At 70.4% G+C, this 26,445-nt stretch carries 28 protein-coding genes and 1 CRISPR repeat array; of the genes, 24 read left to right on the forward strand and 4 right to left on the reverse strand.

The window, feature by feature from the left end; genetic code table 11:
- Positions 1 to 330 precede the first annotated feature (330 nt).
- From ACZ4W9_RS34395 to ACZ4W9_RS34455, 13 genes are all read left to right on the forward strand, one after another.
- Complete coding sequence (locus ACZ4W9_RS34395; RefSeq protein WP_467942418.1) at positions 331 to 771, forward strand: hypothetical protein; 441 nt, start codon at positions 331 to 333, stop codon at positions 769 to 771.
- Between the two features lie 102 nt (positions 772 to 873).
- On the forward strand, positions 874 to 1,590 hold the full coding sequence (locus ACZ4W9_RS34400) for a hypothetical protein (RefSeq protein WP_467942380.1): 717 nt from the start codon (positions 874 to 876) through the stop codon (positions 1,588 to 1,590).
- A 146-nt stretch (positions 1,591 to 1,736) separates the two neighbouring features.
- Entirely contained in the window at positions 1,737 to 2,432 is a 696-nt protein-coding gene (locus ACZ4W9_RS34405; protein ID WP_467942382.1) for a hypothetical protein, read from the forward strand.
- Between the two features lie 37 nt (positions 2,433 to 2,469).
- A complete protein-coding gene (locus tag ACZ4W9_RS34410) occupies positions 2,470 to 3,225 on the forward strand; it encodes a hypothetical protein (RefSeq protein ID WP_467942383.1) in 756 nt (251 codons plus the stop codon).
- Positions 3,222 to 3,860, forward strand: a complete 639-nt coding sequence (locus ACZ4W9_RS34415; RefSeq protein WP_467942385.1) for a hypothetical protein — start codon at positions 3,222 to 3,224, stop codon at positions 3,858 to 3,860. Before ACZ4W9_RS34410 ends, ACZ4W9_RS34415 begins: the two co-directional genes overlap by 4 nt.
- Before the next feature lie 193 nt (positions 3,861 to 4,053).
- Positions 4,054 to 4,434: a hypothetical protein gene (locus ACZ4W9_RS34420; RefSeq protein WP_467942386.1), complete on the forward strand. Its 381-nt coding sequence runs from the start codon at positions 4,054 to 4,056 to the stop codon at positions 4,432 to 4,434.
- The gene (locus tag ACZ4W9_RS34425) at positions 4,431 to 5,231 is read left to right on the forward strand and encodes an SPDY domain-containing protein (RefSeq protein WP_467942388.1); all 801 of its coding nucleotides are present in this window, start codon (positions 4,431 to 4,433) and stop codon (positions 5,229 to 5,231) included. Before ACZ4W9_RS34420 ends, ACZ4W9_RS34425 begins: the two co-directional genes overlap by 4 nt.
- A gap of 125 nt (positions 5,232 to 5,356) precedes the next feature.
- On the forward strand, positions 5,357 to 6,166 hold the full coding sequence (locus ACZ4W9_RS34430; RefSeq protein WP_467942389.1) for an SPDY domain-containing protein: 810 nt from the start codon (positions 5,357 to 5,359) through the stop codon (positions 6,164 to 6,166).
- A gap of 118 nt (positions 6,167 to 6,284) precedes the next feature.
- Complete coding sequence (locus tag ACZ4W9_RS34435) at positions 6,285 to 6,575, forward strand: hypothetical protein (protein ID WP_467942390.1); 291 nt, start codon at positions 6,285 to 6,287, stop codon at positions 6,573 to 6,575.
- Positions 6,572 to 7,384: an SPDY domain-containing protein gene (locus tag ACZ4W9_RS34440; RefSeq protein WP_467942392.1), complete on the forward strand. Its 813-nt coding sequence runs from the start codon at positions 6,572 to 6,574 to the stop codon at positions 7,382 to 7,384. The genes ACZ4W9_RS34435 and ACZ4W9_RS34440 overlap by 4 nt, the downstream gene beginning before the upstream one ends.
- Before the next feature lie 590 nt (positions 7,385 to 7,974).
- Entirely contained in the window at positions 7,975 to 8,439 is a 465-nt protein-coding gene (locus ACZ4W9_RS34445; protein WP_467942393.1) for an SPDY domain-containing protein, read from the forward strand.
- Entirely contained in the window at positions 8,436 to 8,750 is a 315-nt protein-coding gene (locus tag ACZ4W9_RS34450; RefSeq protein WP_467942394.1) for an SPDY domain-containing protein, read from the forward strand. The genes ACZ4W9_RS34445 and ACZ4W9_RS34450 overlap by 4 nt, the downstream gene beginning before the upstream one ends.
- Positions 8,751 to 8,841: 91 nt before the next feature.
- Entirely contained in the window at positions 8,842 to 10,551 is a 1,710-nt protein-coding gene (locus ACZ4W9_RS34455) for a type IV secretory system conjugative DNA transfer family protein (protein ID WP_467942419.1), read from the forward strand.
- Here ACZ4W9_RS34455 and ACZ4W9_RS34460 read toward each other — a convergent pair.
- Positions 10,548 to 10,892, reverse strand: a complete 345-nt coding sequence (locus ACZ4W9_RS34460) for a hypothetical protein (RefSeq protein WP_467942396.1) — start codon at positions 10,890 to 10,892, stop codon at positions 10,548 to 10,550. The genes ACZ4W9_RS34455 and ACZ4W9_RS34460 overlap by 4 nt on opposite strands.
- A gap of 191 nt (positions 10,893 to 11,083) precedes the next feature.
- On the opposite strand from ACZ4W9_RS34460, the gene ACZ4W9_RS34465 reads away from it, so the two are divergent.
- From ACZ4W9_RS34465 to ACZ4W9_RS34510, 10 genes are all read left to right on the forward strand, one after another.
- Positions 11,084 to 11,569: a hypothetical protein gene (locus tag ACZ4W9_RS34465; RefSeq protein ID WP_467942397.1), complete on the forward strand. Its 486-nt coding sequence runs from the start codon at positions 11,084 to 11,086 to the stop codon at positions 11,567 to 11,569.
- Positions 11,566 to 12,312, forward strand: coding sequence for an SPDY domain-containing protein (locus tag ACZ4W9_RS34470; protein WP_467942398.1), 747 nt, complete (start codon positions 11,566 to 11,568; stop codon positions 12,310 to 12,312). Before ACZ4W9_RS34465 ends, ACZ4W9_RS34470 begins: the two co-directional genes overlap by 4 nt.
- A complete protein-coding gene (locus ACZ4W9_RS34475; protein ID WP_467942400.1) occupies positions 12,309 to 13,130 on the forward strand; it encodes a hypothetical protein in 822 nt (273 codons plus the stop codon). Before ACZ4W9_RS34470 ends, ACZ4W9_RS34475 begins: the two co-directional genes overlap by 4 nt.
- Before the next feature lie 22 nt (positions 13,131 to 13,152).
- The gene (locus ACZ4W9_RS34480) at positions 13,153 to 13,665 is read left to right on the forward strand and encodes a hypothetical protein (RefSeq protein ID WP_467942401.1); all 513 of its coding nucleotides are present in this window, start codon (positions 13,153 to 13,155) and stop codon (positions 13,663 to 13,665) included.
- Positions 13,665 to 14,501 carry a hypothetical protein gene (locus ACZ4W9_RS34485; protein WP_467942402.1) on the forward strand — a complete coding sequence of 279 codons (837 nt, stop codon included), beginning with the start codon at positions 13,665 to 13,667 and terminating at the stop codon, positions 14,499 to 14,501. The genes ACZ4W9_RS34480 and ACZ4W9_RS34485 overlap by 1 nt, the downstream gene beginning before the upstream one ends.
- Before the next feature lie 116 nt (positions 14,502 to 14,617).
- Positions 14,618 to 15,490 carry an adenine nucleotide alpha hydrolase family protein gene (locus ACZ4W9_RS34490; protein WP_467942421.1) on the forward strand — a complete coding sequence of 291 codons (873 nt, stop codon included), beginning with the start codon at positions 14,618 to 14,620 and terminating at the stop codon, positions 15,488 to 15,490.
- A 5-nt stretch (positions 15,491 to 15,495) separates the two neighbouring features.
- Positions 15,496 to 16,770 (forward strand): DNA cytosine methyltransferase, encoded by a 1,275-nt coding sequence (locus ACZ4W9_RS34495; RefSeq protein WP_467942422.1) that lies wholly within the window; start codon positions 15,496 to 15,498, stop codon positions 16,768 to 16,770.
- Positions 16,770 to 17,945 (forward strand): DnaB-like helicase N-terminal domain-containing protein, encoded by a 1,176-nt coding sequence (locus ACZ4W9_RS34500; RefSeq protein ID WP_467942404.1) that lies wholly within the window; start codon positions 16,770 to 16,772, stop codon positions 17,943 to 17,945. The genes ACZ4W9_RS34495 and ACZ4W9_RS34500 overlap by 1 nt, the downstream gene beginning before the upstream one ends.
- Before the next feature lie 64 nt (positions 17,946 to 18,009).
- Positions 18,010 to 19,683, forward strand: coding sequence for a DUF317 domain-containing protein (locus ACZ4W9_RS34505; protein ID WP_467942405.1), 1,674 nt, complete (start codon positions 18,010 to 18,012; stop codon positions 19,681 to 19,683).
- A gap of 116 nt (positions 19,684 to 19,799) precedes the next feature.
- A complete protein-coding gene (locus ACZ4W9_RS34510) occupies positions 19,800 to 20,636 on the forward strand; it encodes a helix-turn-helix domain-containing protein (protein ID WP_467942406.1) in 837 nt (278 codons plus the stop codon).
- A 21-nt stretch (positions 20,637 to 20,657) separates the two neighbouring features.
- Here ACZ4W9_RS34510 and ACZ4W9_RS34515 read toward each other — a convergent pair whose 3' ends face one another.
- Together ACZ4W9_RS34515 and ACZ4W9_RS34520 are read right to left on the reverse strand one after the other, a co-directional pair.
- Positions 20,658 to 21,494, reverse strand: a complete 837-nt coding sequence (locus ACZ4W9_RS34515) for an SAM-dependent methyltransferase (protein WP_467942408.1) — start codon at positions 21,492 to 21,494, stop codon at positions 20,658 to 20,660.
- Between the two features lie 251 nt (positions 21,495 to 21,745).
- Complete coding sequence (locus ACZ4W9_RS34520) at positions 21,746 to 21,970, reverse strand: DUF397 domain-containing protein (RefSeq protein ID WP_467942409.1); 225 nt, start codon at positions 21,968 to 21,970, stop codon at positions 21,746 to 21,748.
- Between the two features lie 771 nt (positions 21,971 to 22,741).
- On the opposite strand from ACZ4W9_RS34520, the gene ACZ4W9_RS34525 reads away from it, so the two are divergent.
- Positions 22,742 to 23,098 carry a helix-turn-helix domain-containing protein gene (locus ACZ4W9_RS34525; RefSeq protein WP_467942410.1) on the forward strand — a complete coding sequence of 119 codons (357 nt, stop codon included), beginning with the start codon at positions 22,742 to 22,744 and terminating at the stop codon, positions 23,096 to 23,098.
- A 468-nt stretch (positions 23,099 to 23,566) separates the two neighbouring features.
- Here ACZ4W9_RS34525 and ACZ4W9_RS34530 read toward each other — a convergent pair whose 3' ends face one another.
- Positions 23,567 to 24,457, reverse strand: a complete 891-nt coding sequence (locus ACZ4W9_RS34530) for a DUF5655 domain-containing protein (protein ID WP_467942424.1) — start codon at positions 24,455 to 24,457, stop codon at positions 23,567 to 23,569.
- Positions 24,458 to 24,760: 303 nt separating this feature from the next.
- Positions 24,761 to 26,329: a CRISPR direct-repeat array (repeat unit 37 nt; unit sequence GTTGCGATCCTCGGCCGCCCCGGAGGGCGACCGCCAC).
- Positions 26,330 to 26,445: the final 116 nt, after the last annotated feature.

Here is a 26,445-nt window from a genome sequence, read left to right on the forward strand (position 1 = left end):
TGCTGCCCCCCGGGGCCTCAAGGATCCCAAGGAGGCGAAGCGGCTGACGAGCAGCACAAGGCGCCAGGGCATTCTTCACACCTGACGTATCCACGGTATCAAGCTGGGCGCATGAACACCGAGCTTCCCTTCGCCTGTGGCATACCTCGCAATGATGCTCCGTACTGCTCGGCCCAACGGTGCTGCGAGCGATCTACGTCCCCGATTGGCCTGCACCAACAGCCCGAGAAGCGGACGGAACATAGCCGGGACTCGCCGGTTAGCCAAACCGGCGATCCTGCGGACCATTGATCCTCCCGCCACTACACGTCCCACGTGGAAGGATTCGCCTTGCTCCCACCGCCCTGGACCCCGCCGTCCACCCCTGCTTTCGCGCCGACGCCTGACCCGCTCACGCCCGCCCGGGACATCACTCACGGGCACTTCCAGGCGGGTGACCAGATCGTCGTCATCAAGGGTGTGGCCGGCGGTGAGCTGTGGGGGGATGCGATGTGGGTTGTCGCCCCGTCCTGGCATACCCCGACCGACGAGGACGGATGGCGGCTGCGCGATCCCAATGGCGGTGCACAGACGTTCGTCACCGCCCACCCTCGCTACCTGGTGCATCTGTCGCGGCGCTGCCCGGACTGCCTGATCTTCCTGCGGGCCATGGAGGATCACCTGTTGCCGAGGTACGCCGGCCACGCCAGCGCGGTCGTCGACTGCGGCTGGTACACCACGACGGCCCTGGGCCAGCTCGTTCACATCGCCGAGGCTCGCAGCGGCCGGTGACTCCCTCCGCCCGCTGTGCCGGCCACGCCCTCGCCGTGGCGGCTGTACGGCCCCCGGCGTCACCGAGCAGTTCCCCGTCCGCATCACCGGAGACGTACCAGCGTGATTGCCCGTTTCAACGAATCCTCCGGCACCCCGCACGGCCCACTCGGCGAAGCCCTGGGGCACGTAGTGAGCGCGGAGGAGGTGCTGTCGAAGGACATGGTGGTCGCCTACTGGCCGGGCCTGGACGCCTACATCCTGGACGGTGAAACCTCGGCGTGGACGGCCGCCCAGTGGGCCGAGCACCTGGAAGACCCCCTGCTGGAATACCCGTTCGCCGCCAGCCCCGCCGGTGACCGGATGGCCGTCGTCCACCTCGACGTCCAGCTCCACCCCGACGACCGCCGCCTGAACGGTGCGGAGTGGGCGGAGGTTGCCCACCGTCTCGCCCGCGCGGCCGGCTTCGAGAACCCCGGTGACACGGCCGGCTGCCGGTGGATCGCCGTGCAGGCGCAGTCCGGGCGCCTGGATGTGATCGCCAACCTCATCCGGCTGGACGGCGCCTGGCAGGATCTGCCCGCCGGTCTGCTGGGACGGGTGGGAGCGGAGGCTCGCCGTATCGAACAGGAGCTGCACCTGGCCGCTCCCGCGCCCGCCGTCGGCACCCGACCGGGTCCGTGCCGGATGCGTCCGCGCAGATGGCGGGCGTCCTCACCCAGCTCGCCGATGAACGGTCCGGTCCGCTGGCCGCCGTGCGCGGTCTCATCGAGCACACCGCGCACCGCGCCACACTCCAGCCCGGTAGCGGCCCCAACATCGGGCACCGCCTGGAGCTGATCGCCCGCCGCCTGCACCGCATCCAGCAGGACCTCGACGCCACCGCCACCCGTCTGACCGCCCGCCCCGGCCGGGTGCTGGCAGTCCCCGTTGTGCCCGCTGCCCACGCCGCGGACGGGCTTTCACCGTAGGAGAAACGCTTCCCTTTGCCTCTGTCCGACCGCTATCTGACCATCCGCCGCGACCCGGACTCCGAGGAGGTCCTCGCGCGCGACGGTGACCTTGAAGCCCACAGCATCCTGCAACGCGCGGGCTTCGTACCCGTCCACCGCCTGCACGAGACCTACCACCGAGCCCCCACCGGCCTTCCACGGGACGAAGAGACCGGGCTCGCCACCGAGGCGGTCGCCCGGCTGCGCGCGGTCGGCTACCACGTCGACTGCGATGCGGACTTCGACACCAGCCACCGCCCCCTCCGCTACCAGGCGCTCGGCGAATCGGTCGCCCACCTCGCCGAGCGCCTCCGGCAGGCGACGACCACCGACGAGGCCGCCGGGATCCTGACGGAGCTGACCGCCCCCTGCGACGGCATCCTCGACGCCGTCGGTCACATCCTCACCGCCGCAGCCGAGTTCCACGACGGTCTGGGCACGGACTCGGCCCCGTACACCGCACGGCGGCTGCGCTGCCTGGCCGAGGAGACCCTGCGCGTAATCGCCACCGACCTCGTCCACACCCGCAACGACCTCGCCGACCGGCACGCCCCGCACCCCGGCCGCACCGAGTGCACCCGAGAGGTCCCCGCCGGGGAGCGCGAACGGTCCGCCGTGTGTGCCTGCCCGCCCCCGCCGCGCGCCCTTTTCGTCCCTCCGCCGCCCGTGGCCGCCGGACCGCGCCGCTGAACATCTCCCTCCCCCGTTCTTCTCGCTCAAGGACCTTATGCACGACCACGAAGACTCCGAACGCCTCGCCTCCTTCGCCGACGTCCTGGCCGGCGAACTGCCCGGCGCCTGGAGCAGCACCCACCACCCCGCCGGACACCGAGAGGCCCTGGCCGCCCTGGACGAGCGGATCTGGGACCTGGACCTCGTCGCCGATTCCCTCGCCGAGCATCCGCTGCGGCAGGCGGCCGTCCTGTCCCGGCCGGACGGCGCCCAGCTCGCCGTCATCGACCGGTACGACGAACTCGGCGGCTTCCTCATCGCCGCCGTCGCCCCGCGTGACCTGCCCGACGAGGCGTACCGCGGGGTGGCCGAGCCGAACGGGATCGCGGTGGCGGACGATCCCTTCCTCGGTGCCGAGCAGGTCGCCGGTGACCTGCTCCCCCGCTACGAGGCCGCTCTCGCCCAGGTCCGCCACAATGCCCTCGACGCCATCGTGCCCTCGCAGCCGGACCGTCTCGTGCTGAGCTGGCAGCCGGACGGCAGCCTCGCCGCCGCCCCCGCCGGGGACACGGCCGTGACCGTGCTGGTGGCCAACGGCTTCGTCCAGCAGGAGCAGACCGGCATCTACCGGCTGTCCGGCGACGACACCGTCGAGCAGGCCCGTGCCGTCCGGGAGACAGGACGGCAGCTGCGTGCCCGCGGCATCGCCACCGCGATCCAGCACCCCTCGGGCCACATCGCCCCGACCTCCACCGCACCAGTCACCCCGCCGGTCCCGGCCACGGCCCGCACATCGGCCCGTTCCCGGTGAAGCCGGCCGAGTTGCACTTCGACGTTCAGCATTACGTCACCATCACCAAGGACACCCGGACCGGGCTGGTCCTCGCTCTGGGCGGCACCGAACAGGTGGCCGGGATTCTTCAGCGCTCGGGCTTCCTTGCTGCCGACAGACCGCGTGCCACCTGCCACCGCCTTCCTTACGGTCTTCCCTTCCATGAGCAACGCCGCAAGGCCACGGCCGCCTCACAGGCCCTGCTCGCTGCCGGATACACCGTTCACCTCGATCCGTATCTGAACGATTCGGCCGGACCGGACAGTGGCCGGGAAGCCGCATTGCGCTACCTCGTCCACCTGGCACGACGGGCCGGTGACGCATCAAACGCCCGGGAGCGGGCAGCACTGCTGGCCGAGATCGGCGGTCCCGACGAAGGACTGCTGCCGCTGATCCGGCGGGCCGTTGTCACCGTCTGCCTCAGGTCCCTGACCGACGGCGCAGACCTTCAACCGGTCAAGCAGCTCGCGAGCACAGCCGACGCGCTCACACGAGCCGCCGATCAAATGCTCCGCGCGGGCAAGGACATCGCCCATACGCCCACCGTCGCGGAAGCACCGCGCCCGGCACCACAGCTGCCGTCCGCACCCGCCGATCACCGGAGGGTCCCGTAGCACCCCGCATTCCACCGCCGATGAGCCGGCACACCCCCCGTGCCTGGCGACCGCGCTGTTCCGCCGCTACCTGCGCACCTGCGTCCCCACCGGCCCTTACCGCCTTCTGGCTGGTACGCGCGCCGAGGCCGTGCCCGATGAGACTCATCCGCCCGGCCGGCGCTGATCTTCGCATTCACGCTCTTGGAGGAGCATGCCCTACCCGAACCCGCGCATCGTCGGGCAGACCGACCAGATCGCCCTGTGGATGCGGCAGGTGTCCCGCCTCCTCGATCAGCTGCCCGCCGACCAGGCCCTGAACGTTATCGCGCGCATCCTCCACCCGGACGACAGCCTCCTGGACAGCTTCACCCGCCTGGTGGAGACCGGGGCCCGTATCGCCAGGGACCAGGCCGAGCGCGGTGTACTGCCACCGGAGGTGTGTCTGGCCCTGGGCCGGGCCGCGAACGAGCTGCACAGCATCGGCCTCGACCTCGAAGAACACCAGGTGACGCTCGCCCGGATGGCCACGCCGGGTACACCGGAGGCCCGGCCCGCGTCGCCCGCGCCGCTGGTCGCGAGGCGGCACCGATGAGCAAGACCCGTTGGCCGGGACCGGGGCCGGGCGAGCAGGCCGAGCAGCACTACCTCATCCAGCCGCGGACGCTGGCCGGCGGAGGAGACATCCGGCACGTCTCGGAGTTCCTGCGCGCCTCGGGCTGGCGGGACAAGTCCAAGACCGGCGGGCCACTGGTCATGCAGAGCGCGGACCGCGCGATCCGCCTGACCTACGACCCCTACGTCCAGCCGGGCGGCTGGGTGATCCAGGGCACGGCGCGCGGGGAGCAGGCCGAGTGGTGGGCGATGTTCGGCCGGCAGACACCGGTGGAGATCATCGCCGGACTGACCGACGCACTGACCCAGCCGCGCTCCGCGCACGCCCCCAACGTGTGGGCGCCGCTGGCCCAGCAGGACTGGGTGGCGCGGGCAGAGGGCCGCCACTACACCGCCACCAGCCCCGACGAGACGGCGTGGCTCCACTTCCGCCAGGACAGTGAGGGCAACGCGATGTGGTGGTCAGGCGCGCGGGATGAGCAGGGCAACGGCTGGAGTGCCCAGTTCTCCGCGAGCACCCCCCTGCGCCTCGTCCAGGCGTTCTCCACGGCGCTGGCCTCACCGGAGCCGGTGATGCGCCCGCGCGGACGCGTCCCGCACAGCAGCAAGATCCAGACCACCTCCGTGTCCGTCTTGCCCTCCCAGCTCGGCGCCTGGCAGCAGGCCCGCATCGCCGCCGCCCGCGCCGCCGCCTGGGCCCGCAACTCGGCGCGCGGCGCCCGCCCCACCACCGCCCGGCCGCACGCGAAAACCGGCGCCTTCCGCACGCGCCGCTGACCCGACCCGCCCAGGAGTTCCGTGCCCGACCTCACTCCGGATGACATCCGCATCGTCACCGACACCTTGTCTCGTCTCACCGAGTATCTGCGCCAGTCGAGTAAGCCGGGGTGCGGCTCGTGCCGGTGAGCGAACAGCAGCTCGCGCAGTTCGCCAGGACGCACGAGTGGCGCATCCCCTTCGACGCCAGCCCGCGGCACCTCGCCGGCCCCGGTGACGCCCGGCACGTCACCCACGGTCTGGTCGCCGCCGGGTGGAAACGCACCTCCGACCCGCTCAGCCCTCAGCTCGTCCTCACCAGCCCCGACCACCGTTACCGCCTGGACTTCACGCCGGGGAACGGGATGTCCTCCTGGTGGCGGCTTTGGGCCGAGGCCACCGAGACCGAACGGAGCTGGGCCGCCGGGTTCGGCGAACTCGTGCCCGCCGAGATTCTCGGCGCCTTCACCGACGCCCTCATCGCCCCTCCACCACAGCGGCACAGCACACCCCTTGACGTGCTGGACACGGCCGGATGGCTGATCGACGGCCGTGAAGCGGTCAGTTCACCGGATGCGACCTGCCGCGTCGAACGGCACGCCGACCGGCCCGACGACTCCCCGGCGGCCTGGCACGTAGAGGTCTCGGCCCCAGACAGCCCTCGCTCCCGGATCTGGCACGCCCGCTTCGATGCCGGCACACCTCTCCACCTGGTCACGGCGTTCATCACCGCGCTCGCCGACACCGCCCCGCTCCAGCGTGGCATGTACGACCGCACCGCCCTCCCAAGCGTCACCCAGCAGCGCAGCGCGGTCACACCGGAGCAGATCATCGAGGCCCACAAGAAGCGCCTGAACACCCTGCGCGCCCTGGCCCGCGCAGCTCGACGGCTCAGCACCACAGCCGCAGGCGTCCCGGCGCCATCGGCCGCCGCGCGCCCGACTGCCCGCCGCTGACCCTCCGAGCGCGCACTTGCACCCGGCCCGACGCCTCGGCCAGATCCGGTGAACCCGTGCTTTTGCGCCGGGTCGATAACCCGCGGCGAACCATCGCTCCCCTGGAAGGAGGGCAGCCTTGCCCGCTTTCTCCTCCGCCGGCTCCAGCCGGAACGCCCAGGCCACCAACACCCTCACCAACAGCAAGGAATTCCTGCGCGGCAATCCGCTGGCCGCCGCCACCCTGCCGCTGCCCGACCCGCTCCTCGACACCGACACCGACACCGGTGTTCCGGTCCTGCTCGGTGACGTCCTGCGCGACGCCGCCCACCTGGCGTCCGACCAGACCGACCGGCCGGTGACCGACGAGATACGCCTGATCATCGAGGGCCTGCTGGTGACGCCCACTGCCGGGGGAGCGCGCTGGTGACACGGCCGTACATCCCCACCCGCGCCAACGACCCGCACGGCCTGATCTGGTACGAGACCCGCCCCCGCTACCTGGCCGGCGGCGGCGATCCCCGCCAGATCACCCAGACCCTGCGGGCCGCGGGATGGCACAACCTGTCCGACCCGGACTTCCCCCACGTCGTCCTGGCCAGCCCCGACCGCAGCCACAGCGTGGTGCTGGAGCCCCAGCCGGGACCGTACGGAAGATGGTGGCGCGTCCGGGGACAGCACGACCAGGGCAGCTGGTACAGCGAGTTCGGGGCGAACACGCCTGTGGAGATCCTGGGTGCCCTCACCGACGCTCTGCTCGAACCCGTACCCGAGCACACCGAGGACGTCTGGTCCCAGCTCACCGCGGCCGGCTGGCACTACCGCCGCGACGAACACGGCAACGAAGACGCCTCCCACCCCGACGGACACCTGCACCTACGCCGCTTCAGCGACGATGCCCTGGGCTTCCACTGGCTCGCCGAAGCCACCACCGAGCGGCATGAACGGGTATGGACTGGCTGGCTTGAGGACCGCATGCCCCGGCATCTGATCGCCGCCTTCACCAAGGCCCTGGCCACTGACGAACCCGTCCAGCGAGCCCGGGGCGACGTCCCGCACCTCTACCTGGTCACCCAGCAAGAGCGCGGTCCGCAGGCCGAGCAACTCGCCGCCGAGCACGCCGCACGGCTCAAAGCGGTGCGCGCCGCCGCCCGTAAATCCCGCCGCGCTGCTGCGCAGAGCACACCCGGCGTACCGGCCGCCACCGCTTCCACCCCACGCCCGGCCGCACGCCGCTGACCTACGAAAGGCACTTTGCCCATTTCCCCCGACCCCACCACTCAGCGTGAGTTCCTGCGCCGTCTCGACCGGTACATCGGCGAGGCCAAGAGGATCCTCGACGCCTGGAACTCGTATTCCGACCTGCACACCGACCTCGACGGCTGGCCGTATGACGACCGCGCCTACGGCCTGCGCCAGAGCCGGCGCGACGCCGAGACCGCCGCGGCGTTCGAGGAGGTGCGTGCCGGCGCCCGGTACCTGCTGGAGCGCCTCGAGGATCAGTTGCCTCTGGTGCCCGCCGATGGCGCGCAGACCCGCTGGGTCCACCAGCTTGGCGTCCTGCGCGACGCGCTGGACCGCCTCGACGCGCTGGAAGGGGAGTGGCTCGCCACCGAGGACAGTCTCCCGCGGGGCAGCGAAGCCTTCGAGACCGCGCTCGCCGAGCACCATGCCGAGTGCTGGAGCTACCTGGACGACTGGGCCACCCACGGCCACGTCATCGGTGAGATCAACACGGCCGTGAAGCGCCCCCCTGCCTCCTGGTCCCGGCCACCGGCCGCGCGACCGGCCCCGGTCACCGGCCGCACCACCATGGCGCGGAGGTGTCCGTGCACGACTCTCAGACGGTCGAGATCGACTTCGTCGCTCCGCGGTATCTGGCCGGCGGCGGTGACCCCGCCTGGATCACCGTCCCTCTCCACCGCGCCTGCGGCTGGAGCCACGGCCACGACCCCCTCATGCCGCGCGTCATCCTCTCCAGCCCCGACCAGAAAGCGCTGCTGCGGCTGGTGCCCGACCCGGACAGCGCATGGTGGACCATCCAGCACGCCGCCGGACCCGACCGGCCCGCCTGGTACGTCAGCTTCGGCGCCCGCACCCCGGTGGAGATCATCGCGGCGTTCACCGACGCCCTCACCGCCCCCACCGGCGATGTGGCAGACGCCTGGGGCCCCTTGGCGCCGCTCCGCGACGCGGGCTGGTCACCGACGACCCATGACAACCGGCTCGTCTCCCCCGACGGCGCGGTACGCGTCGACCTGCACGAGGCGACCGGCACCTGGTCTGGTGGGTGACCACCACCCTGAACCAAGCCCAGCGGCCGGTGTGGCAGGCCCACTTCGGCGAGCACACCCCACCGCACCTGATCACCGCGCTCACCACCGCGCTCACCGACCCCGCCCCGGTGGCCCGTATCAGCACGGTGAACAGCCTCCCCACCCGCGACCCGCACCTTGTCACCCACACTCGCGCCGAAGTACGGGCCTCCCAGATCGCCTTCGTGCTGGAGGACCGGGTCCGCGCGCTCGCCGCCCGTCACAAGGCCCCGACGGCACCACCCGGCCTTCCCCGGCAGCCGTCCGTCGACCCCGGCCACACCCGCTGATCCCCCCTCCACCCTCACCGGAGCACGCAGCCCTTTGCCCCCTGCCTCCACCAACACCTCCGACGGCTACGACCTCGCCTTCCGCCTCCTCATGGGCGTCCTCGCCGTCGTCGTCCCCCTGTCCCACCTCGCCTGGATGTCCGGCAACCTCACCGCCTACCTCGCCGGACATCCCTGGGCGTCCTACCAGCCGACCACCGCCCTGCTCCACCCCGACCAGCTCTGGCCCGACGTTGGTGAAACGTCCCTGCTAGTCGGCGCCCGCATCGTCCCCGTCACCGTCCTGCTCGCCCTCGGCGCGACGGCCGGCCTGCTGTGGGCGCGGCACAAGAACAACGGCGGCGGCCGGAAGAAGAAGATCGCGGCGATGGCCAAGCCGAGAGACATCGAGCCCTTGATGGCCAAGGCGATCACCGACAAGGCGCGCTCGCTGCGCCCGAGTCTGAAGAGCGCCAAGCACATCGCGCCGAAGGACACGGGCATCCTCCTGGGCAACCTCCAGGGCACCCGGCACGAGGTCCGCATGGGGTACGAGGACGTGGCCGTCGCCATCATGGCCCCGCGGTCGGGAAAGACCACGTCGCTGGCGATCCCGTCCATCCTCAACGCCCCCGGCCCGGTCCTGCTGACGTCGAACAAAGCTGCGGGCGATGCGTTCACCACCACCTACGACGCCCGCGCCACGGTGGGACGGGTGTGGTCGATGGACCCGCAGCAGATCGCCCACGCGGCCCGCGAGATGTGGTGGAACCCGCTCGCCGACGCCAAGACCCTCGACGGTGCCGGCCGCCTGGCCGGCCACTTCCTCGCCGCGTCCGTGGACGCCTCCCAGCAAGGCGACTTCTGGTCCAAGGCCGGATCCAACATCCTCTCCCAGCTCTTCCTCGCCGCAGCGCTCGATGAGCGGCCGATCACCGACGTGATGCAGTGGCTGGCCTTCCCCGCCGACCGCACCCCGCTCGACATCCTGCGCGACCACCAGTTCACCGCGGTCGCCGCCCAGCTCAAAGGCACGGTGGAAGGCCCGCCGGAGACCCGCGACGGCATCTACGAGACCGCCCGCCAGTACGCCGCCGCCCTCCTCAACAGCGAGATCGCCGCCTGGGTCACCCCCCAGAAGAACGTGCCCGAGTTCCGGCCGGCCGAGTTCGTCACCTCCACCGACACCCTGTACCTGCTGTCCAAGGACGGAGGCGGAGGCGCGTCCGCGCTGATCGCTGCCTGCGCCGACTCCGTGATGCGGGCCGCCACAGCGCAGGCCGAGCGCGCCGGAGGCAGACTCGACCCGCCGATGCTAGCGATCCTGGACGAGGCCGCCAACGTCTGCAAGATCAGCGACCTGCCCGACCTGTACTCCCATCTCGGCTCGCGCGGGATCATCCCGATCACGATCCTGCAGTCCTACCGCCAGGGCCAGAAGGTCTGGGGCGATGCGGGCATGGACGCGATGTGGTCCGCCGCCACCGTCAAGGTCATCGGCTCCGGTATCGATGACCCGGACTTCGCGGACAAGCTGTCCCGGCTGATCGGCGACCACGACGTCGAGACCACCTCCACCTCCACCTCCGAGTCGGGGAAGTCGACCTCCGTCAGCATGCGCCAGGAGCGGATCCTGCCCGCCGACGCCATCCGCGCCCTGTCCAAGGGCACCGCCCTGCTCTTCGCCACCGGCATGCGCGCCGCCATGCTCGACCTGCGCCCCTGGTATGCCGAGCCCGGCGCCGGCGAACTGACCGCCGCCTCCGCCCGCGCCTCCGAAGCCATCACCGCCCGCGCCGTCGCCAAACACACCCCCATCTAGGCCGACTTCGGACAGGCCGCATGAGCACGCCCCGGCTGCACCTGGTGCCGGTCCGCTCCCGCCAGGCCAAGGACTTCGTCCGGACCTGGCACCGCCACCACGCGCCCCCGCCAGGACAGATCTTCGCCGTCGGCGCCGCCGACGACAACCGCACCGATCCCGCTGACCCCTTCTGGAGACCGACCATCACCACTCCCCAGATCGACCTCCTCAAAGCCGTCGAAGACCTGCGCCGGCTCGGCGCGGACTTCGACACCCTCAAGACCGGCGTCACGCGTCTGAAGACGGAACTGGGCAGCGAGCTGCTGAAGCAGCTCGTCGCGGTCATCGCCCAGGTGCACGAGCTGGCAGGCCGTACCCTGCGGCAGCTGACCGTCCTCGACGCCAGCCAGTACACCGCCGTCCCCGGCAGCCGCGCCTGCCTGAAATCCCTGAGCACCGTCGCGGAAGCCGCCTGTCTGGCCGCCCTCGACCTCGCCGAAGCAGTGGCCGACACCCGCTGGAGGCGGCCGGGTTCTCCGGCGAGCCGCCCTTGGACGACGCCGCCCGCCAAGCCCAGGAGGCCAAGATCCGCGCCGACCTGGCGGACATCCTCGCCGATGCCGCCCACCAGCTGGACGTCTGCGCGACGGGCTGCCACTACACCGCCTCCGGGATCATCCGTGATCTCACACGGCATCCGCAGCACATGCCGCCGCTGCCACAGCTCACCCGCGCCCAGTACACGGCACTGGAGAAGATCGCCCAGGGCGAAGCCCGCTTGTGGCGTTCACTGCGCGGCGGCCGGGAGACGATCCGGGCCGGTGACGGCAGCACCATCCACAGCAAGCCGTTCCACCTCCTGGCCAAGAACCGGCTCGTCCACATGCAGGAGCGGGACTCCTCGCTCGGCGGCCGGGACGTCACGGTCACCGCCGCCGGATGGCTGGTCCTGGACACCCAGCGGCCCTCGCCGCCGGCGGCAGCACCGGTCCGGCCCGTGTCCTCTGCCGCTTCCACGGCCGGGCGGCGGCGATGAACACGTTCGCGGCCGAGGACCTCGTGCTCGTCTCCCCGAGGTACCTGGCCGAGTCCGGCACCCGCATCGCCGACGCACTCGGCCCCCTGATCCACCTGTTCGGCTGGTCCTACGATCACGACCCGGCCAGCGGGCACATGCGCCTGGACAGTCCCTGCGGCAGCGCCTTCCTCGACTTCGAACCGACCCGGTTCGACGGATCGTGGTGGACCATCCGCCACCACGACCCCAACTGGACAGCACGGTTCTCCCGGCAGACCCCCATCGAGGCCATCGCCGCCGTCACCCAGACCCTGCCCCAGCTCCTCGGCGACACCCGGCACACCGACCGCATCCCCCTCACCACGAGCACCCTCGACCAGACCGCCGCCCTCAACGGCTGGACCACCACCCACACCGAGACCACCACGGCCCACACCTCCCCCGACGGGCACTGCGTCCTGACCCACGAACCCGACGAGGAACGGCCCTGGCGGTTCACGCACTCGGTGTACGACGGGTTCGACACGGTATGGACCGCGACCCTCAGCCGCGACGCCCCCGACCAGCTGGCCGGGCAGTTCTTCGCCCACCTGGCCGACCCGGCACCGGTCGAACCACTCTTCGAAGACCTGCCCTACCTCGTCCAGCACGGCTCAGGGGCGCTGATCACCCCCGCGACTTCAGCGCCCGTCCGTCCTTACGTCCACCACGCCGCCGTGCAGGCAGCCCGCGCGCACGCCGGCCGACCCCCGAAGCGATGACCTTGCCCGACCTTTCCCTGCCCGAGCGCCTTCTGGTCCTCGGCGCCGACTTCACCCGGCACCACGACGTCCTCACCCGCTTGAACTCGGCGCATCCCGCCCACGTGACCGCAACGACAGCCGAACACATCCCGGTCACCCAGGCCCTGGCCCGGGGCGCGCTCGATGCGCGCGACGCCATCCGTGCGGCGCCAGGGCTCTACCACTCGCCGGATGTCAAACGCGCCATCGACCGGATGACGCAGCTCGCCACCCTCGCCGTGGTCGCCGCCGATCACCTCATCGACGCAGTCGACCTGCTGTCCCACACCATCGTCCACCACCCCGGACAGGGGCCGGCAACAAGTCTGCCCAGTGAACAGACAGCACAGGCCGCCAGGCACACCCGCCTGGCCGGACAGCTGACCGCACTCGGCACCGAGGACTGCCTGGCCGCCGCCGGTCTCCTCGCCCGCGAACTGCACTGGCAGCGCCCCGGCGCCTTCCCGCCGCCGCCGGCCCTGTCACTGGCGCAGCACACGGCGCTCGAAGCCGTCGCCGCCGGCCGGGTCACCCTCGACCAGCATGAGGACAAGGTCCTCGTCGAGCCGGGCACCGGGCGCATCGCCATCACCACGATCCGCTCCCTGGAAAGCCGTGACCTGGTGCGCCGTGAATCCTGCGCGCTGTGGCTGCACGACGAACGCCCTCACCTCACCGCCGAGGGCCGCCAGGCCCTGGCCGCCGCCCTCGCCGCCCTGGGCCGGCCTCGGTCCGCCCCACTCGCGACCCTCCCGCCCGCGGCCAGACCCGCCGCGACCCGTGCGACAAGTCGCTGAACCCTCCCGAGGAGCCCGCCCTTTGCACACCTACGAGCCGAGCGACCTGGACGAGATGACGATGGCGGAGGCGCTCGACGCCGTGGTCGCCGACCTCCTCGGCCACCCGGTCGCCGCCTCCCCCTACGGCGTGTTCACCGTGATGCGGCACATCGACCTCCTCTGTCACCTGACGACCCGCGCGGTCGGCGACGCCCACTTCGGTCTCCACTGCGACCGCGCCGATCCCGCGGACCAGGCCGGCGTCGAGCCGCTCGGCCGGGCAGCCGCGCACCTCGGCCGCGCCACCGCCCACTACACCCTGGCGCTGGCCCCCGTCCTCGCCCTGAGCAAGCCCGATGCCCGAAGCACCCCGCACAAACAGCTCGACGCCATCGACGCGCTGAGCCAACTCACCAAGCAGGTCCATGACGCCCTGCACGCGCTGTCGGACGCCCGCGCCTGCCTGACCACGCCCCCGCCGGCCGTCGAGCAGACCACACCGGCACTGCCCCCGCCCGCCCCCGCCCCATCTGCCGCCAGGCACCGCCGCTGATGACAACACCGCCCGACCCCGAGACGCCCATGTTCGACGTGGACGCGCCCGTGACGCTGACGCCCGTGGAGCGGCTGCTGGCACTCGCCGACCTCTACACCCGGCACAACGACGCGATCGACCTGCTGTTCACCGGCCGCGCCCCCCTTCCCCCGGACGCCTGCGTACCCTCCTCCCACCGTCTGGAACGCGAGACCCTCGCGTCCATCAAGGCGGTGCGGCAGCAGCACTTGCCGGCCGTCGAGCCGGTCATCAGCGCCGTCGTCCGGCTGACGCAGACCGCCTACCTGACCGGCGGGGCCACGCGCTACCTCACCGCCGCCCAGCATGCCGCCCCCGCCGACGACGCCCAACCGACATCCCCTGACCCCCGCCGCGGGTTCGGCCAGTACCTGCGGCTGGCCCGTGAACTGACCGCTCTCGCCCCGGCGGCCATCGTCACCTCCGCCACGCAGATCGCCACCCGGCTGCCCCAGCGGGCACGCAGCACCACCACGGTCCCCAGCCTGGACACCGCCCAGCGAGGTGCTCTGCTCGAAGTCGCCCAGGGCCACGTCACCGTCACCGCCCACCACGGCCAGCACGCCTACGGCCACACCGCGCCGGTGTCCCTCGACGTTCTCCTCCACCTGGAAGCTGAGGGTCTGCTGACGCGCGAGCCCGCCACGGTGCCCCCGCTCTTCCCCCACGGCCCCTCACGCGACCGCGTACGCCTGACCGCCCTCGGCATCGCCGTCCTGAGCACGGTCATCAACACCGTTCACATCCCCGCCCCGCGCGCGGCCCGCCCGGCCCCCGCCCCGGCCGCGTCCAGCAGCGCACGCGCCCACCGCTGACACCTCCGCCCCCGTCGGCGTCCCGCCGCTGCCTCGTTCACGCAAGGAAGTCCCCGATTCCCGCCTCGCCCACGCTTATCTGCATCTCTCTCAGTGCCGGCGTCCAGTCCAGCACCCTGCTCGCCCTGTCCGCCAACGGCCTGCTCCCGAAGGCGGATTACGCCATCTTCGCCGACACCGGCTGGGAGCCCCGCGTCGTCTACCAGCACCTTGACCGGCTGGAAAAGGAGATCGCCGCCCCCGCCGGGATACCCATCCTGCGCGTCTCCTCCGGCAACATCCGGCGTGACGCCCTCGACCCGGACCATCGTTTCGCGTCCATGCCGCTGTACATCCTCAACCAGGACGGCAAGCAGGGCATGACCCGGCGTCAGTGCACCGGGGAATACAAGATCAAACCGATCAAACGACAAGTCCGCGAACTCCTCGGCTACCCCTACCCGCGGCGCGTCCCGAAGGACGTCTTCGTCGAGCAGTGGGTGGGCATCTCCACCGACGAGTTCCACCGCGCCAAGGACGCCGACGTCCGCTACATGCGCAACCGCCACCCCCTGATCGACCTGGGCTGGTCGCGCAGCGACTGCCTGCGCTACCTCGCCTCCCTGGGCCTCGCCGACACCCCCAAGTCCAGCTGCCTGGGCTGCCCGTTCCACGGCAACGCTCAGTGGCGGCACATCCGGGACACCAGCCCCGAGGAGTGGCAGGACGTCGTGGAGTTCGATGCCGCGATCCGGGCGGGCAACGCCCGCGCGAACGCCGGCGGCAACCGCCTGCTCGGGCAGGCGTTCCTCCACCGCTCCCGAGTCCCGCTCAGCGATGCGCCGATCGACCATGTCACGGCGGCCGAGTGGGCTGCGCGCCAGCAGGAGATCGATGACCGCACCGCGGTGGCGGAGGAGCTGGAGAACGGGGTGGTGGACGGCTGCTCCCCGTGGGCCTGTCGGGGCGAACCCGAGCCGGTGCACAACGACTTCGGGCTGACCGCGTGAGGCGGATCGTCCTTGATCTATTTGCCGGCCCCGGCGGCTGGAGCCACGCCCTCACCCTGCTGGGGGCTCGCGACATCGGCCTGGAGTGGGACACGTGGGCCTGCAGAACCCGAGCCCGCGCTGGGCAGTTGACCATCCAGACGGATGTCGCCCGCTACCCCGCGTGGATCTTCTCCGGGCGTGTCCTGGGGCTGATCGCCTCCCCGCCGTGCCAGGCGTGGTCGATGGCCGGCAAGCGCCTGGGCCTGGTCGACCAGCCCCTCGTGCACCAGGCCGTCGCCGACCTCGCCGCCGGCCGCGACACCCGCGCCCAGCTGCTGGCCGCGTGCGCCGACCCGCGCTCCCTGCTCGCCGCCGAGCCCATGCGCTACCTGCACGCCCTCCATACGGTGGGCGAGCCGGAGTGGGTGGCCATGGAGGAAGTACCCGACGTCCTGCCCCTGTGGCGGCAGTACGCCGCCATCCTGCGCACCTGGGGCTTCTCCGTTTGGACCGGGATCCTCAACTCGGCCGACTACGGCGTCCCCCAGACCCGCCGCCGTGCCATCCTGCTCGCCTCCCGCGCCCGTACCGCCGCACCCCCGCCGCCCACGCACGCCCAGGTCGCCGAGCCCGAGTCGCTGTTCGGTCCCGGCCGGGACCGGTGGGTGTCGATGGCCGACGCCCTCGGGTGGGGCCGGACCGACGGCCCGGTGCCCACCGTGTGTGCCGGCGGCGGCCCGGGCGGCGGCCCCGAGCCCTTCCCCTCCGGCTCCCGCAAGACCCTCACCGACGCCCGCGACCGCGGCACCTGGACGCCGCGCCCGGGCGGAGCCGTCCCGCGGTCCCGTCGTGAGGGATCAGCCTGGGCCGCCCGGTCCGGCCACGACCGCCCCTCCAACCGTCCGGCGCCGACGTTCACCGCCGACGCGCACCGCTGGGCCTGGTCCCTGCGGAGCAACAACCAGGCCCATGCCACCGTACGGTCGGTCCAGGAGCCGGCCGGGACTCTGTTCTTCGGGCACCGCGCGAACGAGTGCACCTGGGTCGCCAAACCCGCCACCCCGACCTCCGACGACGCCACCGCAGGCATAGCCATGGTGGTGCCGGAGCCGATCAAGATCACCGCCCGGGAGGCGGGCATCCTGCAGTCCTTCCCGGCCGACTACCCCTGGCAGGGCAACAAGGGCCAGCAGTTCTCCCAGATCGGCAACGCCGTCCCGCCCCGGCTGGCCGCCCACCTCCTCGCCCCGCACCTGAACGCCACCTTCCACCCCGACGACTTCACCCTCGCCGCCTGATGCCCTCCACCATCCGCCCGCAGGAGAACCACCCCGACGCCAGAACACCGTCACCGCCGGGCTACTTCGCCGAGCAGGCCCTGCTCGGCGCCCTCCTGTCCGAACCGCACCGCCTGCCCGACGTCACCGGCACCGAACCCGACGCGTTCACCACCGCCGCGCACGCCGCCGTGTTCACCGCGATCCAAGCGCTCCCGGCCCCCGCCCCGGTCGAAGCCGCCGATCACGCCGCCGCGGTCGCCGCCCTGCGCAATCAACCCACCCCCGATCCGGGCGAACACGCCGAGCACATCGCCTGGCTGGGCAATGTCCTCGACGCCGCCCGTGAGCGGGCGCGCGGGCTGACCATCGCCCACCTGCACGCCCTCATCAGCGCCTGCCCCACCCCCCGGCACGCGCCCGCGTACGCGCGGATCATCGCAGCCGAGCACGCCCGCCGACGCCTGCACAAGGCCGCCCAACGCCTGACGCACACCGCGCGGGACGCCTCGTGCCCCCACCCCGTGCCGAGCACCCTGGCCGAAGCCGACGCCCTCGCCGCTGTCGTGGACGGCATCGCCGCCGCCTTCCCACCGTACTTCAGCTCCCTGCCCCGCACCCCCGCACCCCCGCAGGAAGCCCCGCCCGACGGCGGACAGGCCGCCCAGGAGGAGCGGCTGCTGCTCGCCACGGCCACCGCACGGCCGGCCGAGACCGAGCAGATGCGCTGGCTGACAGCAGAGGACTTCACCCTCCCCTTGCACGCCGGACTCTGGCAGTGCCTGACCACACTGATACGCCGGCACGCGCCCGTCGATCCGGTGACCGTCCTCTGGCAGGCCCAGCAGCGCAGCGTCCTCAGCGGCGTCGAAGACCCGCGGGAGGTGCTCGGCTTCCTCGCCAGGCCGGACGTGTCCGCGCCCTACCTCGGCGAGCGGATCCTGCACCGGTCCGTCCTCGCCACCGCCCACCACGTCGGCCGCCGCATCGAAGCCTTCACCGACGACCCGGCCAACACCCCCTACCAGCTCGTGGTCGGCAGCCGCCGCGCCCTCGCCGAGCTGACGGCCATCCGCACCCGCTGGCAGCACGCCACCTCCCCGGCAACCGGCCCCCCACCCCGCACGACCCCGGCAGCCCGGCGCACCGGCCCCGCCCCCACCACCCGGGCCCCCGCCGGCCGCCTCACCCGCTGACCCGACCATCCCGGTGCCGGACCCCGGCCGGGTCCGGCCGCCGGGCAGAAAGAGCACACACCGAGTGACCGAACCTGCCCTCGACGCACACGTCCACCTCGACACCCACCCCACACACCACAGCGCCGTCACCGCGACCGTCACCGGCACCCAGGCCCACATCGCCGTCACCGCGCTGGAGGCCGACGGCTGGGAAACCGCCGCGGACAACACGCTCGTCCTGGCCCGCATCGACCATGAAGAGCCCTACTGGGCCAACGAAACCGCCCGGCAACTCAACAAGGCCGGGATCACCACCGAGATCAGCGAACCGCTCCGCAAGGCCATCGCCGAGGAATGGACCTGGGCCGACTACCCCATGCCGTGGTGCACCCGGGCCGAAATCCGGGAGGTCTCCGACCAGGCCCAACAAATCTACGACGACATCCGGAAAGGGCGGCTCCTCATCCACGTCCACGCCCATGACGGCCACACCACCGTCGCGGTCGGCACCTACCTCGATACGGGCAAGAGCGTCTACCTCCACGGCGAGAACCACCTGCGGCAGGTCGCCGACACCTTCGACTCACCCGCCAAAGCCCTCACCATGTTCGAACGCGTCCACGGCGACACCATGCGCCCCGGCCCCGCCCCCCTGACCGACACCGAACGGCAGACCGCCCAAGCCCGCACCTTCCTCGGCACACCGGACACCGGCACGAAACCGCCGACGGCCCAGCCCGAACCTGTCCCGGAGCCAGAAATCGTGCCGGCGTACGCAGCCGACCCCGGCGACCACGACGCCCTGCTCGAGGAGTTCCTCACCGCACACGGCGAGTGGCAGAAGTGGCGTACCTGGTCCGACGACACCACCCACGCCGTCCACGAGTCCCAGACCCTGCGCATCGAACGCGTCCACGAAGCCCCCGCCTGCGAAGCGGCGTGGACTGTCGCCGCCTACAAGACCCCCGTGTCCGACCGCAAGTGGGTCCTCACCGCGACCGGCGCCACGCCTGCTCCGGTGCTGCAGGAACTGCTGGATCACCTCGCCTACGCCGACGGCTGGGACACGGCTCTCGGCAGCCCGGTCACAGAGAAGACCGTCACCGCCGCCACCCAGCCCCTCTCCGACGCCGGATGGAAGCACACCGCGGACGGGCGATGGATCCGTTGGACCTCCCCCGCTGGGGACGCAGGCGTCCAGTTCGACGCCTTCACCGCCCAGTGCCCGACCCAGAACCTTGCCACCTGGACCGTCTGGGCCGGCTCCGAACCGGACCGACCCACCTGGACCATCACCGCGTCCCCGTACACCCCGAGTCCGCTGCTGGCCGACATTTTCGAAAGCCCTGGCCCACCAATCCGGCACCTGGGGACCCAAGTTGGCGCAGCGGGCGAAGTCTGCTGCGGCCAAACGACTCCCCGAACCGCCACATCCGTCCTCTACGGTGCCCCACCGCTGACGCAGGAGCGGCAGGTACCCCTTGTCCCCGACAGTTGGCGAGGCGCTCACATCTCGCCGAAACAAGGTCACAAGTCGGCCATCAACGGTACGCGCCAGTTCTCGCTGCGATGCGCCACGTTGACCGCCGATAACTGCTCGGATTCTCTAGTTCCACCCTCGCGAGATCACACAGACGGACATCCGTGCCAATTTGGACATTCTTGCGATTCAGCCTCCAGTACACGCAGGGTTGTGCACTATGAACCTCCGGGGGTCACATTCTGTTCCATCCGTAGAACTAGGAGTAAAGGTTGATCAGGCAGATAGCAGGCATCCCGGGGTCCGGCGAAGGCGGGAGTGAAAGGGACAGGCAGGGCCGTAGGGGGACTGTTCGCTACCTCAAGGACGAGGCTGTCCCGTCCGGGCCCCGGATGCTGCTGGGGTACGCGCTGCAGAGCCAGCGCCACAAGCTCGGCCTCGCGCAGGGCGAGGTGGCGCGCCGGATGGGTTGTTCCCCCTCGAAGTTGAGCCGGATCGAGAGCGGTCATCACCAGTTCAAAGACAAGGACCTGTCGCAGCTCTTCGCGGTCTACGGGCTCAAGAGCGAAAAAGCGCAGGCCACCCTGCTCGGACTAGCCGAGATCGCCAATCAGCCGACCTGGTGGCAGGACTGGTCGAGCGTGGCGAAGCCGTACCTCCAGTCCGTGATCAGCTTCGAGGACATGGCGACGGGCATCAAGGCGTACTGCCCCGACCTTCTGCACGGCCTGGTGCAGACGCCGGCGTATGCCGAGGCACTGATCAGACGGGGTCGCGGCGAGAGTAGCAGCCATGACGCACTGCTGGAATTGCGCAAGGAGCGGCAATTAAGGTTCGAGGCAGCCTCGGACAAGAAGCTGATCATCGTGGTCCACGACGCCGCGCTCCGCAATCGCGTCGGCTCCGCGAAGATCATGGCCGACCAGATGGAGCATCTGGCCGACCTGTCCAAGAAACGCAATTACCAGCTGCGCCTGATCGATCCGACCATGCACTATGACCTGCCGGTCGAACTCGGCAATACGGTGATCTTCGACTTCGAGGGCCGGGTGCCCAAGGTCGCCTACGCGGAGAACCTGGACGGCTGCCTGTTCGTCCAGGACGAGGAGCTGGTGGACCACCGGGACAAGGTGTTCGACATGCTGCGCTACAAGGGGATGGGGCCAGATGCAGCGCGGCGCAGACTGCTTGACATGGCGCGCCTCTACCGTTCCCTCGGCACGTCTTGACGTGCTCCCACACCGCGCCGGTCAGGGCTTGCGGGCGACACCGACATAGAGGGACACCTGCCGTTCGCTGAGCACACCCGGGCCACTACCGGGTTGCGGATGCCACTGGTGAGCGAGAACCACCCCCGGGCCCACCAGTTCGAGGCCCTCGAAGAAGCGCTGCACCTCCGTCCGGTCGCGAACCTGGGCGGGGGTGCCGCTCTTCGTGTAGGTGTCGATGATGGCCTGCCAGGCGTCGGGGTCGAATTCCCCGGTGCAGTGACTGAGGCTCAGGTAGGAGCTCGGTGCCAGCGGGTCCAGAAGCTTCCTGACGATTTCGTAGGGCCTCATAGCGTCGGTGACGAAGTGCATGAGGGCATGCATACTGAGAGCGACCGGGCGCGTGAGGTCGAGAACTTCTCGCTCCGTCACCGCGGCCCAAACCTCCTCAGGCTTGGTGACGTCGGCCTGGACGTACGCCGTCCGCCCCTCCGGTGTTCCATCGAGCAGTTCGTCGGCGTAGACGAGGACGATGGGGTCGTTGTCGACGTAGACGACCCGGCAGTCCGGGGCAACGCTCTGCGCGACATCGTGGAGATTGGGAGCGGTGGGGATACCGGCCCCCACGTCGATGAACTGCCGGATCCCCTGCTCCGCGAGGTAGCGGACGGCCCGGTGCATATAGGACCGGTTAACCCTGGCGACAGTTTCGATCGCGGGGAAAACCCGGATCACCTCCTGAGCGGCCTCCCGGTCCACGGCGTAATTCGTGTTTCCGCCGAGATAGTAGTCGTACATGCGCGCACTGTGGGCTCTATCCTGCCCTAAGTCCGTATTCGTACCGTCCTGCCCTTGTTCAGGCACAGGCTGCTCTCCCACGGGCACACCCCCAGGTATCGGCTGACCATCCGCCCACGTCAGAGGCGGTATGCACTTGCATTATCCCTATGCATACTGGCCGGTTACCGGCAAAGTCCAGAGTTGGCCGGTTCCGGTGATGGGGTGTCAGGTAATGCTGGGCCTGGATGGGTCCGCCGGCCCCAAGGACCAAAGGCCCTCAGTAACTCCAGCCGCCCGCGCACACGGGCGGCGGAAGCGAACGATGCGCCCGGCGACGATCACCGTCGCCCTCAGATGTCACCGTGGCGCACGGCAGCCAGGAAGGCCGCCGCTGCGGCCGTGGAGACCTCCATCACACGACCCTTGCGGACTTTCGAGTCATCGAAGAGCACCTGCGCGTCCGACGGCTGCGCGACCTCCACGCATTCCCCTTCCGGGTAACTGCGCGAACTCTTGCGCCACACGACGCCGGCACTGTCCGCGTCCTGCCGTGTTGCGTACATCAACTTCCTCACCGGACTACCTCCCGCGGTGATCGAACACCCCGCTGCCGGGATGCAATTGCATCTTGCCCGACCAGACCAGGATCACCTCCGAACCCATGGTGTATGCGCACTTAAGGCAACAATGTCTCGATTCAACCGTTGCCCGCTCATGCAAGTGCAACCGACGGGCCGGCATCTCATCGCACCGCCGAGACGCCTGCGATGAAGCCCGCAGCCTTCACAAGGCAATCGCACACAGCCCTCCGCGCCCCTGCGGCACGGGAGCCCACTCATCGCTACCACCAGGGGTGATCAGCGGAAAAGCCGAAGTCCACGCCGGGCACGTGGTTCGAACAGCTCGCCACAGAGGGTGCCAACCGAAGTTGGCCGAAGCGCAGTTGAGGAGGGGCCGCACGCGCCCGGCGGCAGGAAAGCGGAAGAAGCAGCGCCGTTACGCACCTAGCGTCATTCCCGCCTAGCCCAGAGAGCTAGGTGACACCAGGGCCCCGGTAGTCGATTGGCGTCTTCCCTCCGGGGCCCGGTCTCACGACTCTCCATGGAGATCGCGTTGACTCCTTCCCCTCTGCGTCACCGACGTAAACCGCAGCGTGCCCGTCAACGCACGACCCGCCTCTGTCCGATCTGCCTCGCGGACTACGCGGAACTCGCGCTCGGCCCCACCGGACTCGTGCCCTTCCTGTACCAGTCCGGTCACTGGACTCAGGCCCTCTACAGCCTCAGCACCCTGACGCTGCGCCTAGCCACTCACGGCTGCCCGCACCGGCTGACCAAGCAGCTCTCATGACCAAGCTGCAGGCAAAACCCGTCCACGGAGCCCACGGGAGCCCAGCCATGACCGACACATCCAAGTACCTACCGACCGGCCCCACGCACATCAGCGTCGTTCTCGAACAAGTACGCCGACAAGCGGGCATCGAGCACGAAACCCTGGCCCGCAGGACCGGAGTCGACAACGACTACATCACCACAATCCTCAGTGGCGCCCACTTCCCGGACCGCGGATTCATCCTCCGATACGCCCGAGCTTGCGGCGCCGACCCTCACGTCCTGCTGAAGGTGTGGGAGGACGAACACGAGCGGCTCTCCGCCGGGCCGGATCACAGAAGCGGCGAACGCCCACCTCCCGGATCCACCTGACGCCACACCCCCCGAGTCAGTTCATCGCGGGCCTTCGAGCAGATGCACTAGCTGATGGAAGAGGACTCCACCGTCCCCTGCACGCCGGGCTCTGGCAGTGCCTGACCACGCTGGTGCGCCGACGCGCTCCCGCCGAACCTGTGACCTTCCTCGGATTGACGACTTGGTGCCCGGCTGTCAGTGGCATGTATCGGAGCTGCTAGGAGTCCTGCCACCGCCCGTCCTCGAATCGATCACTCCCAAGACCGCCAGTACTACCTGAGCAGAGACCGGAGCACGGCGGCCCTCCGAGCGACACGCTGGGCAGAGCGAAGCTACATAGCGCGGGATCGCCGGTTGGCCAAACCGGCGATCCCGCGCACCATAGATAGTCCACCGCCATGCCCTGCCCCTACGCCGAAAGGCGCCGCCTGCGGCCACGGACACGACACGAAGCACAGCCCGCCAGAACGCCCCTGCGGCAGGCGATCACGCCATCGCGTAGCTCGCCCGGAACAGCTCCTGCGCCCGCTCCACATCCCTCGGCATACGGAGCTGCACCTCCAAGTCGCCCGTCCCATGGTGGCCCAGCCCCGTCACGTCCCGGGTGAAGCCCGGCACCAAGTCGACCTCTTTCGGAGCCACCTTGAGGTACACGAGGAGCTTGGTCTTCTGCGGCGGACAGACGCAAGCGAAGTTCTGCAGGCGCTGATACGCCCGGTACGTCTTGCGCTGAACGCGGGTCACACCGTCACCGAGACCGAGCAGTGTCTCGTCGAGCGCCTGCACCAGTTCATCCAACCTTGCACCCCGATCGGCGCCCCCTGCCCGCACGACCAGCTTCCTGCGGGCCTCTCGCACCACCGGCTGGCCTCCATTGACGGAAGCCACGGTCTCAAGTCCGAGCAGGCCCCTGCCGAAGTACCGGTAGCGGACCAGGTCGATGCTACGCCGGTGCTCCCGCACAGCGTGCACGTCGTAGCGGGTGAAGTCCCCGGCGACACAGATCAGCCTTGGACTGCTCCACAGCACGTGGTCCGCGGCCGGTGCCCCGAGCCGGTCGCGGACCAGGCGCTCGAACTCCGCGCGGTGGTCCACGAGCCAGCTCAGGTAGAACAGGCCCTGGTTGATGACGCCGGCGTCGACACCGCGCTTGTACTCCACGACGACGGGTGACCCGTTCTCGTCCAGACCGAGTGAATCGATCCTGCCCCCATGGACCGGCCCCGTGCTGTACTCGCTCGCCAGAAACCGGACGCCAAGCAACGTCTCCATGTGCGCCTCGACCTGACCCTGCACGTCCGCTTCCGTCTCAGCAAGACGCGGCGCGACCTCGGCCGCGCCGCTCTGTGTCACGTGGAACAGCTTCAGGCCCCACACCTTCCCTTCCTCGGCAGCTGGAAGATCCATAACGCCGGGAGGCACGGGATTGTTTCCACGAAGGTGACCTCACCCGAGGAAGATGTGAGATTCTGCGCGTGCGGACGTCCGATGGACATCGCGTCCCCCAGTCATCGGGAAGATGCCCTTCCCCCATGCGTCCCCCAGCGTCCGATGGGACGGCGGGGAAGATCACGTTTCCTCAGGTCAGTGCCCATATCCGAAGCACTAGAGCGGGCGCCTTCTAAGCGCCCACTCCATCTCAATCACACGCACCGGCGTACGCAAGTTGTCCATGTCGATGTCGCGATCCTCGAACGCCCCGAAGGGTGACCGCCAGAGCCGCAGCTGGCGTCCACCGGCCATCTCCTCGGAGTTGCGATCCTCGGCCGCCCCGAAGAGCGACCGCCACTCGGGATGTACGCCCGGATGCTGCCGTCGTCGCTGTCGTTGCGATCTTCGACCGCCTCGAAGGGCGACCGCCACCGGTTGGCCGCGCCGGTCCCGAGCATGGCTCCGGTGTTGCGATCCTCGGCCGCCCCGGAGGGCAACCGCCACCCCCGCCTACACCACCGAGGCGTACGCCGCGGTCGAGTTGCGATCCTCAGCCGTCCCGGAGGGCGACCGCCACCAGCCAGAAGTGATCTTCATAGGCCCGGTGAACGTGTTGCGATCCTCGGCCGCCCCGGAGGGCGACCGCCACGACCTGAGCCTCGCCGAGTTGCACGCCCTGCAGATCATTGCGATCCTCGGCCGCCCCGGAGGGCGACCGCCACGCCGACTGGATGCAGGGTTACGCCAACTACGTCATGTTGCGATCCTCGGCCGCCCCGGCGGGCGACCGCCACGCGCATCGGTGGCAAAACTGTTCGGCCGGGTAAAGGGTTGCGATCCTCGGCCGCCCCGGAGGGCGACCGCCACCGTCGTCCAGGCCCACCCGGGGGAGGTTGGCCCGGTGGTTGCGATCCTCGGCCGCCCCGGAGGGCGACCGCCACCCTGCGGGAGGATGCCCGGCTCCGGATCGCTGTGCTCGTTGCGATCCTCGGCCGCCCCGGAGTGCGACCGCCACCATCGACTTCCTCGGCTTCGAGCCGGACGAGCTGGAGTTGCGATCCTCGGCCGCCCCTGAGGGCGCCCGCCACCGTGATCCGGAACTTCACGACGCGCGGACCTTGGTAGTTGCGATCCTCGGCCGCCCCGGAGGGCGACCGCCACCAGCACGGTGGGCCGGTTGTGGGCGAGCGCGAGGTGGTTGCGATCCTCGGCCGCCCCGGAGGGCGACCGCCACGGGCATCCTCGACGCGGCCGAGATCCGCGGGCTGATGTTGCGATCCTCGGCCGCCCCGGAGGGCGACCGCCACGCGATCTGGACAATGTGCTGTTCCGCGCCGTTGGCGTTGCGATCCTCGGCCGCCCCGGAGGGCGACCGCCACCAGGGCGGAGGATGCGCCCGCGGGCATCGTGTCGCTGTTGCGATCCTCGGCCGCCCCGGAGGGCGACCGCCACGTGATCGCACCCTCCTCCTTGCACTGGGAGCGCAGGGTTGCGATCCTCGGCCGCCCCGGAGGGCGACCGCCACGGGTGGCGCACCCGGCTGTGCTCCGAGGGACCGCGTGGTTGCGATCCTCGGCCGCCCCGGAGGGCGACCGCCACCCCTGCGCCTCGGTGGTGGTGACGTCTTTGTACGTGTTGCGATCCTCGGCCGCCCCGGAGGGCGACCGCCACATGCGGCGGCGGCCTGGGCGGTGGCCACGGTGGGTGTGTTGCGATCCTCGGCCGCCCCGGAGGGCGACCGCCACCCGCGACGGCTCATGGCGCTCCGACGACGATCCGACGTTGCGATCCTCGGCCGCCCCGGAGGGCGACCGCCACCATCGCGCTGATGGACATCCGTGTCCAGGTACTCGAGTGAGTGCACCACCGAGTACGAAGTTATGTGCACCACTCGTTAGGCCACGTCGGTCTCCCGCTCGATGGCCTGGAGGCGG

Source organism: Streptomyces sp. NPDC029296, from assembly GCF_055569255.1.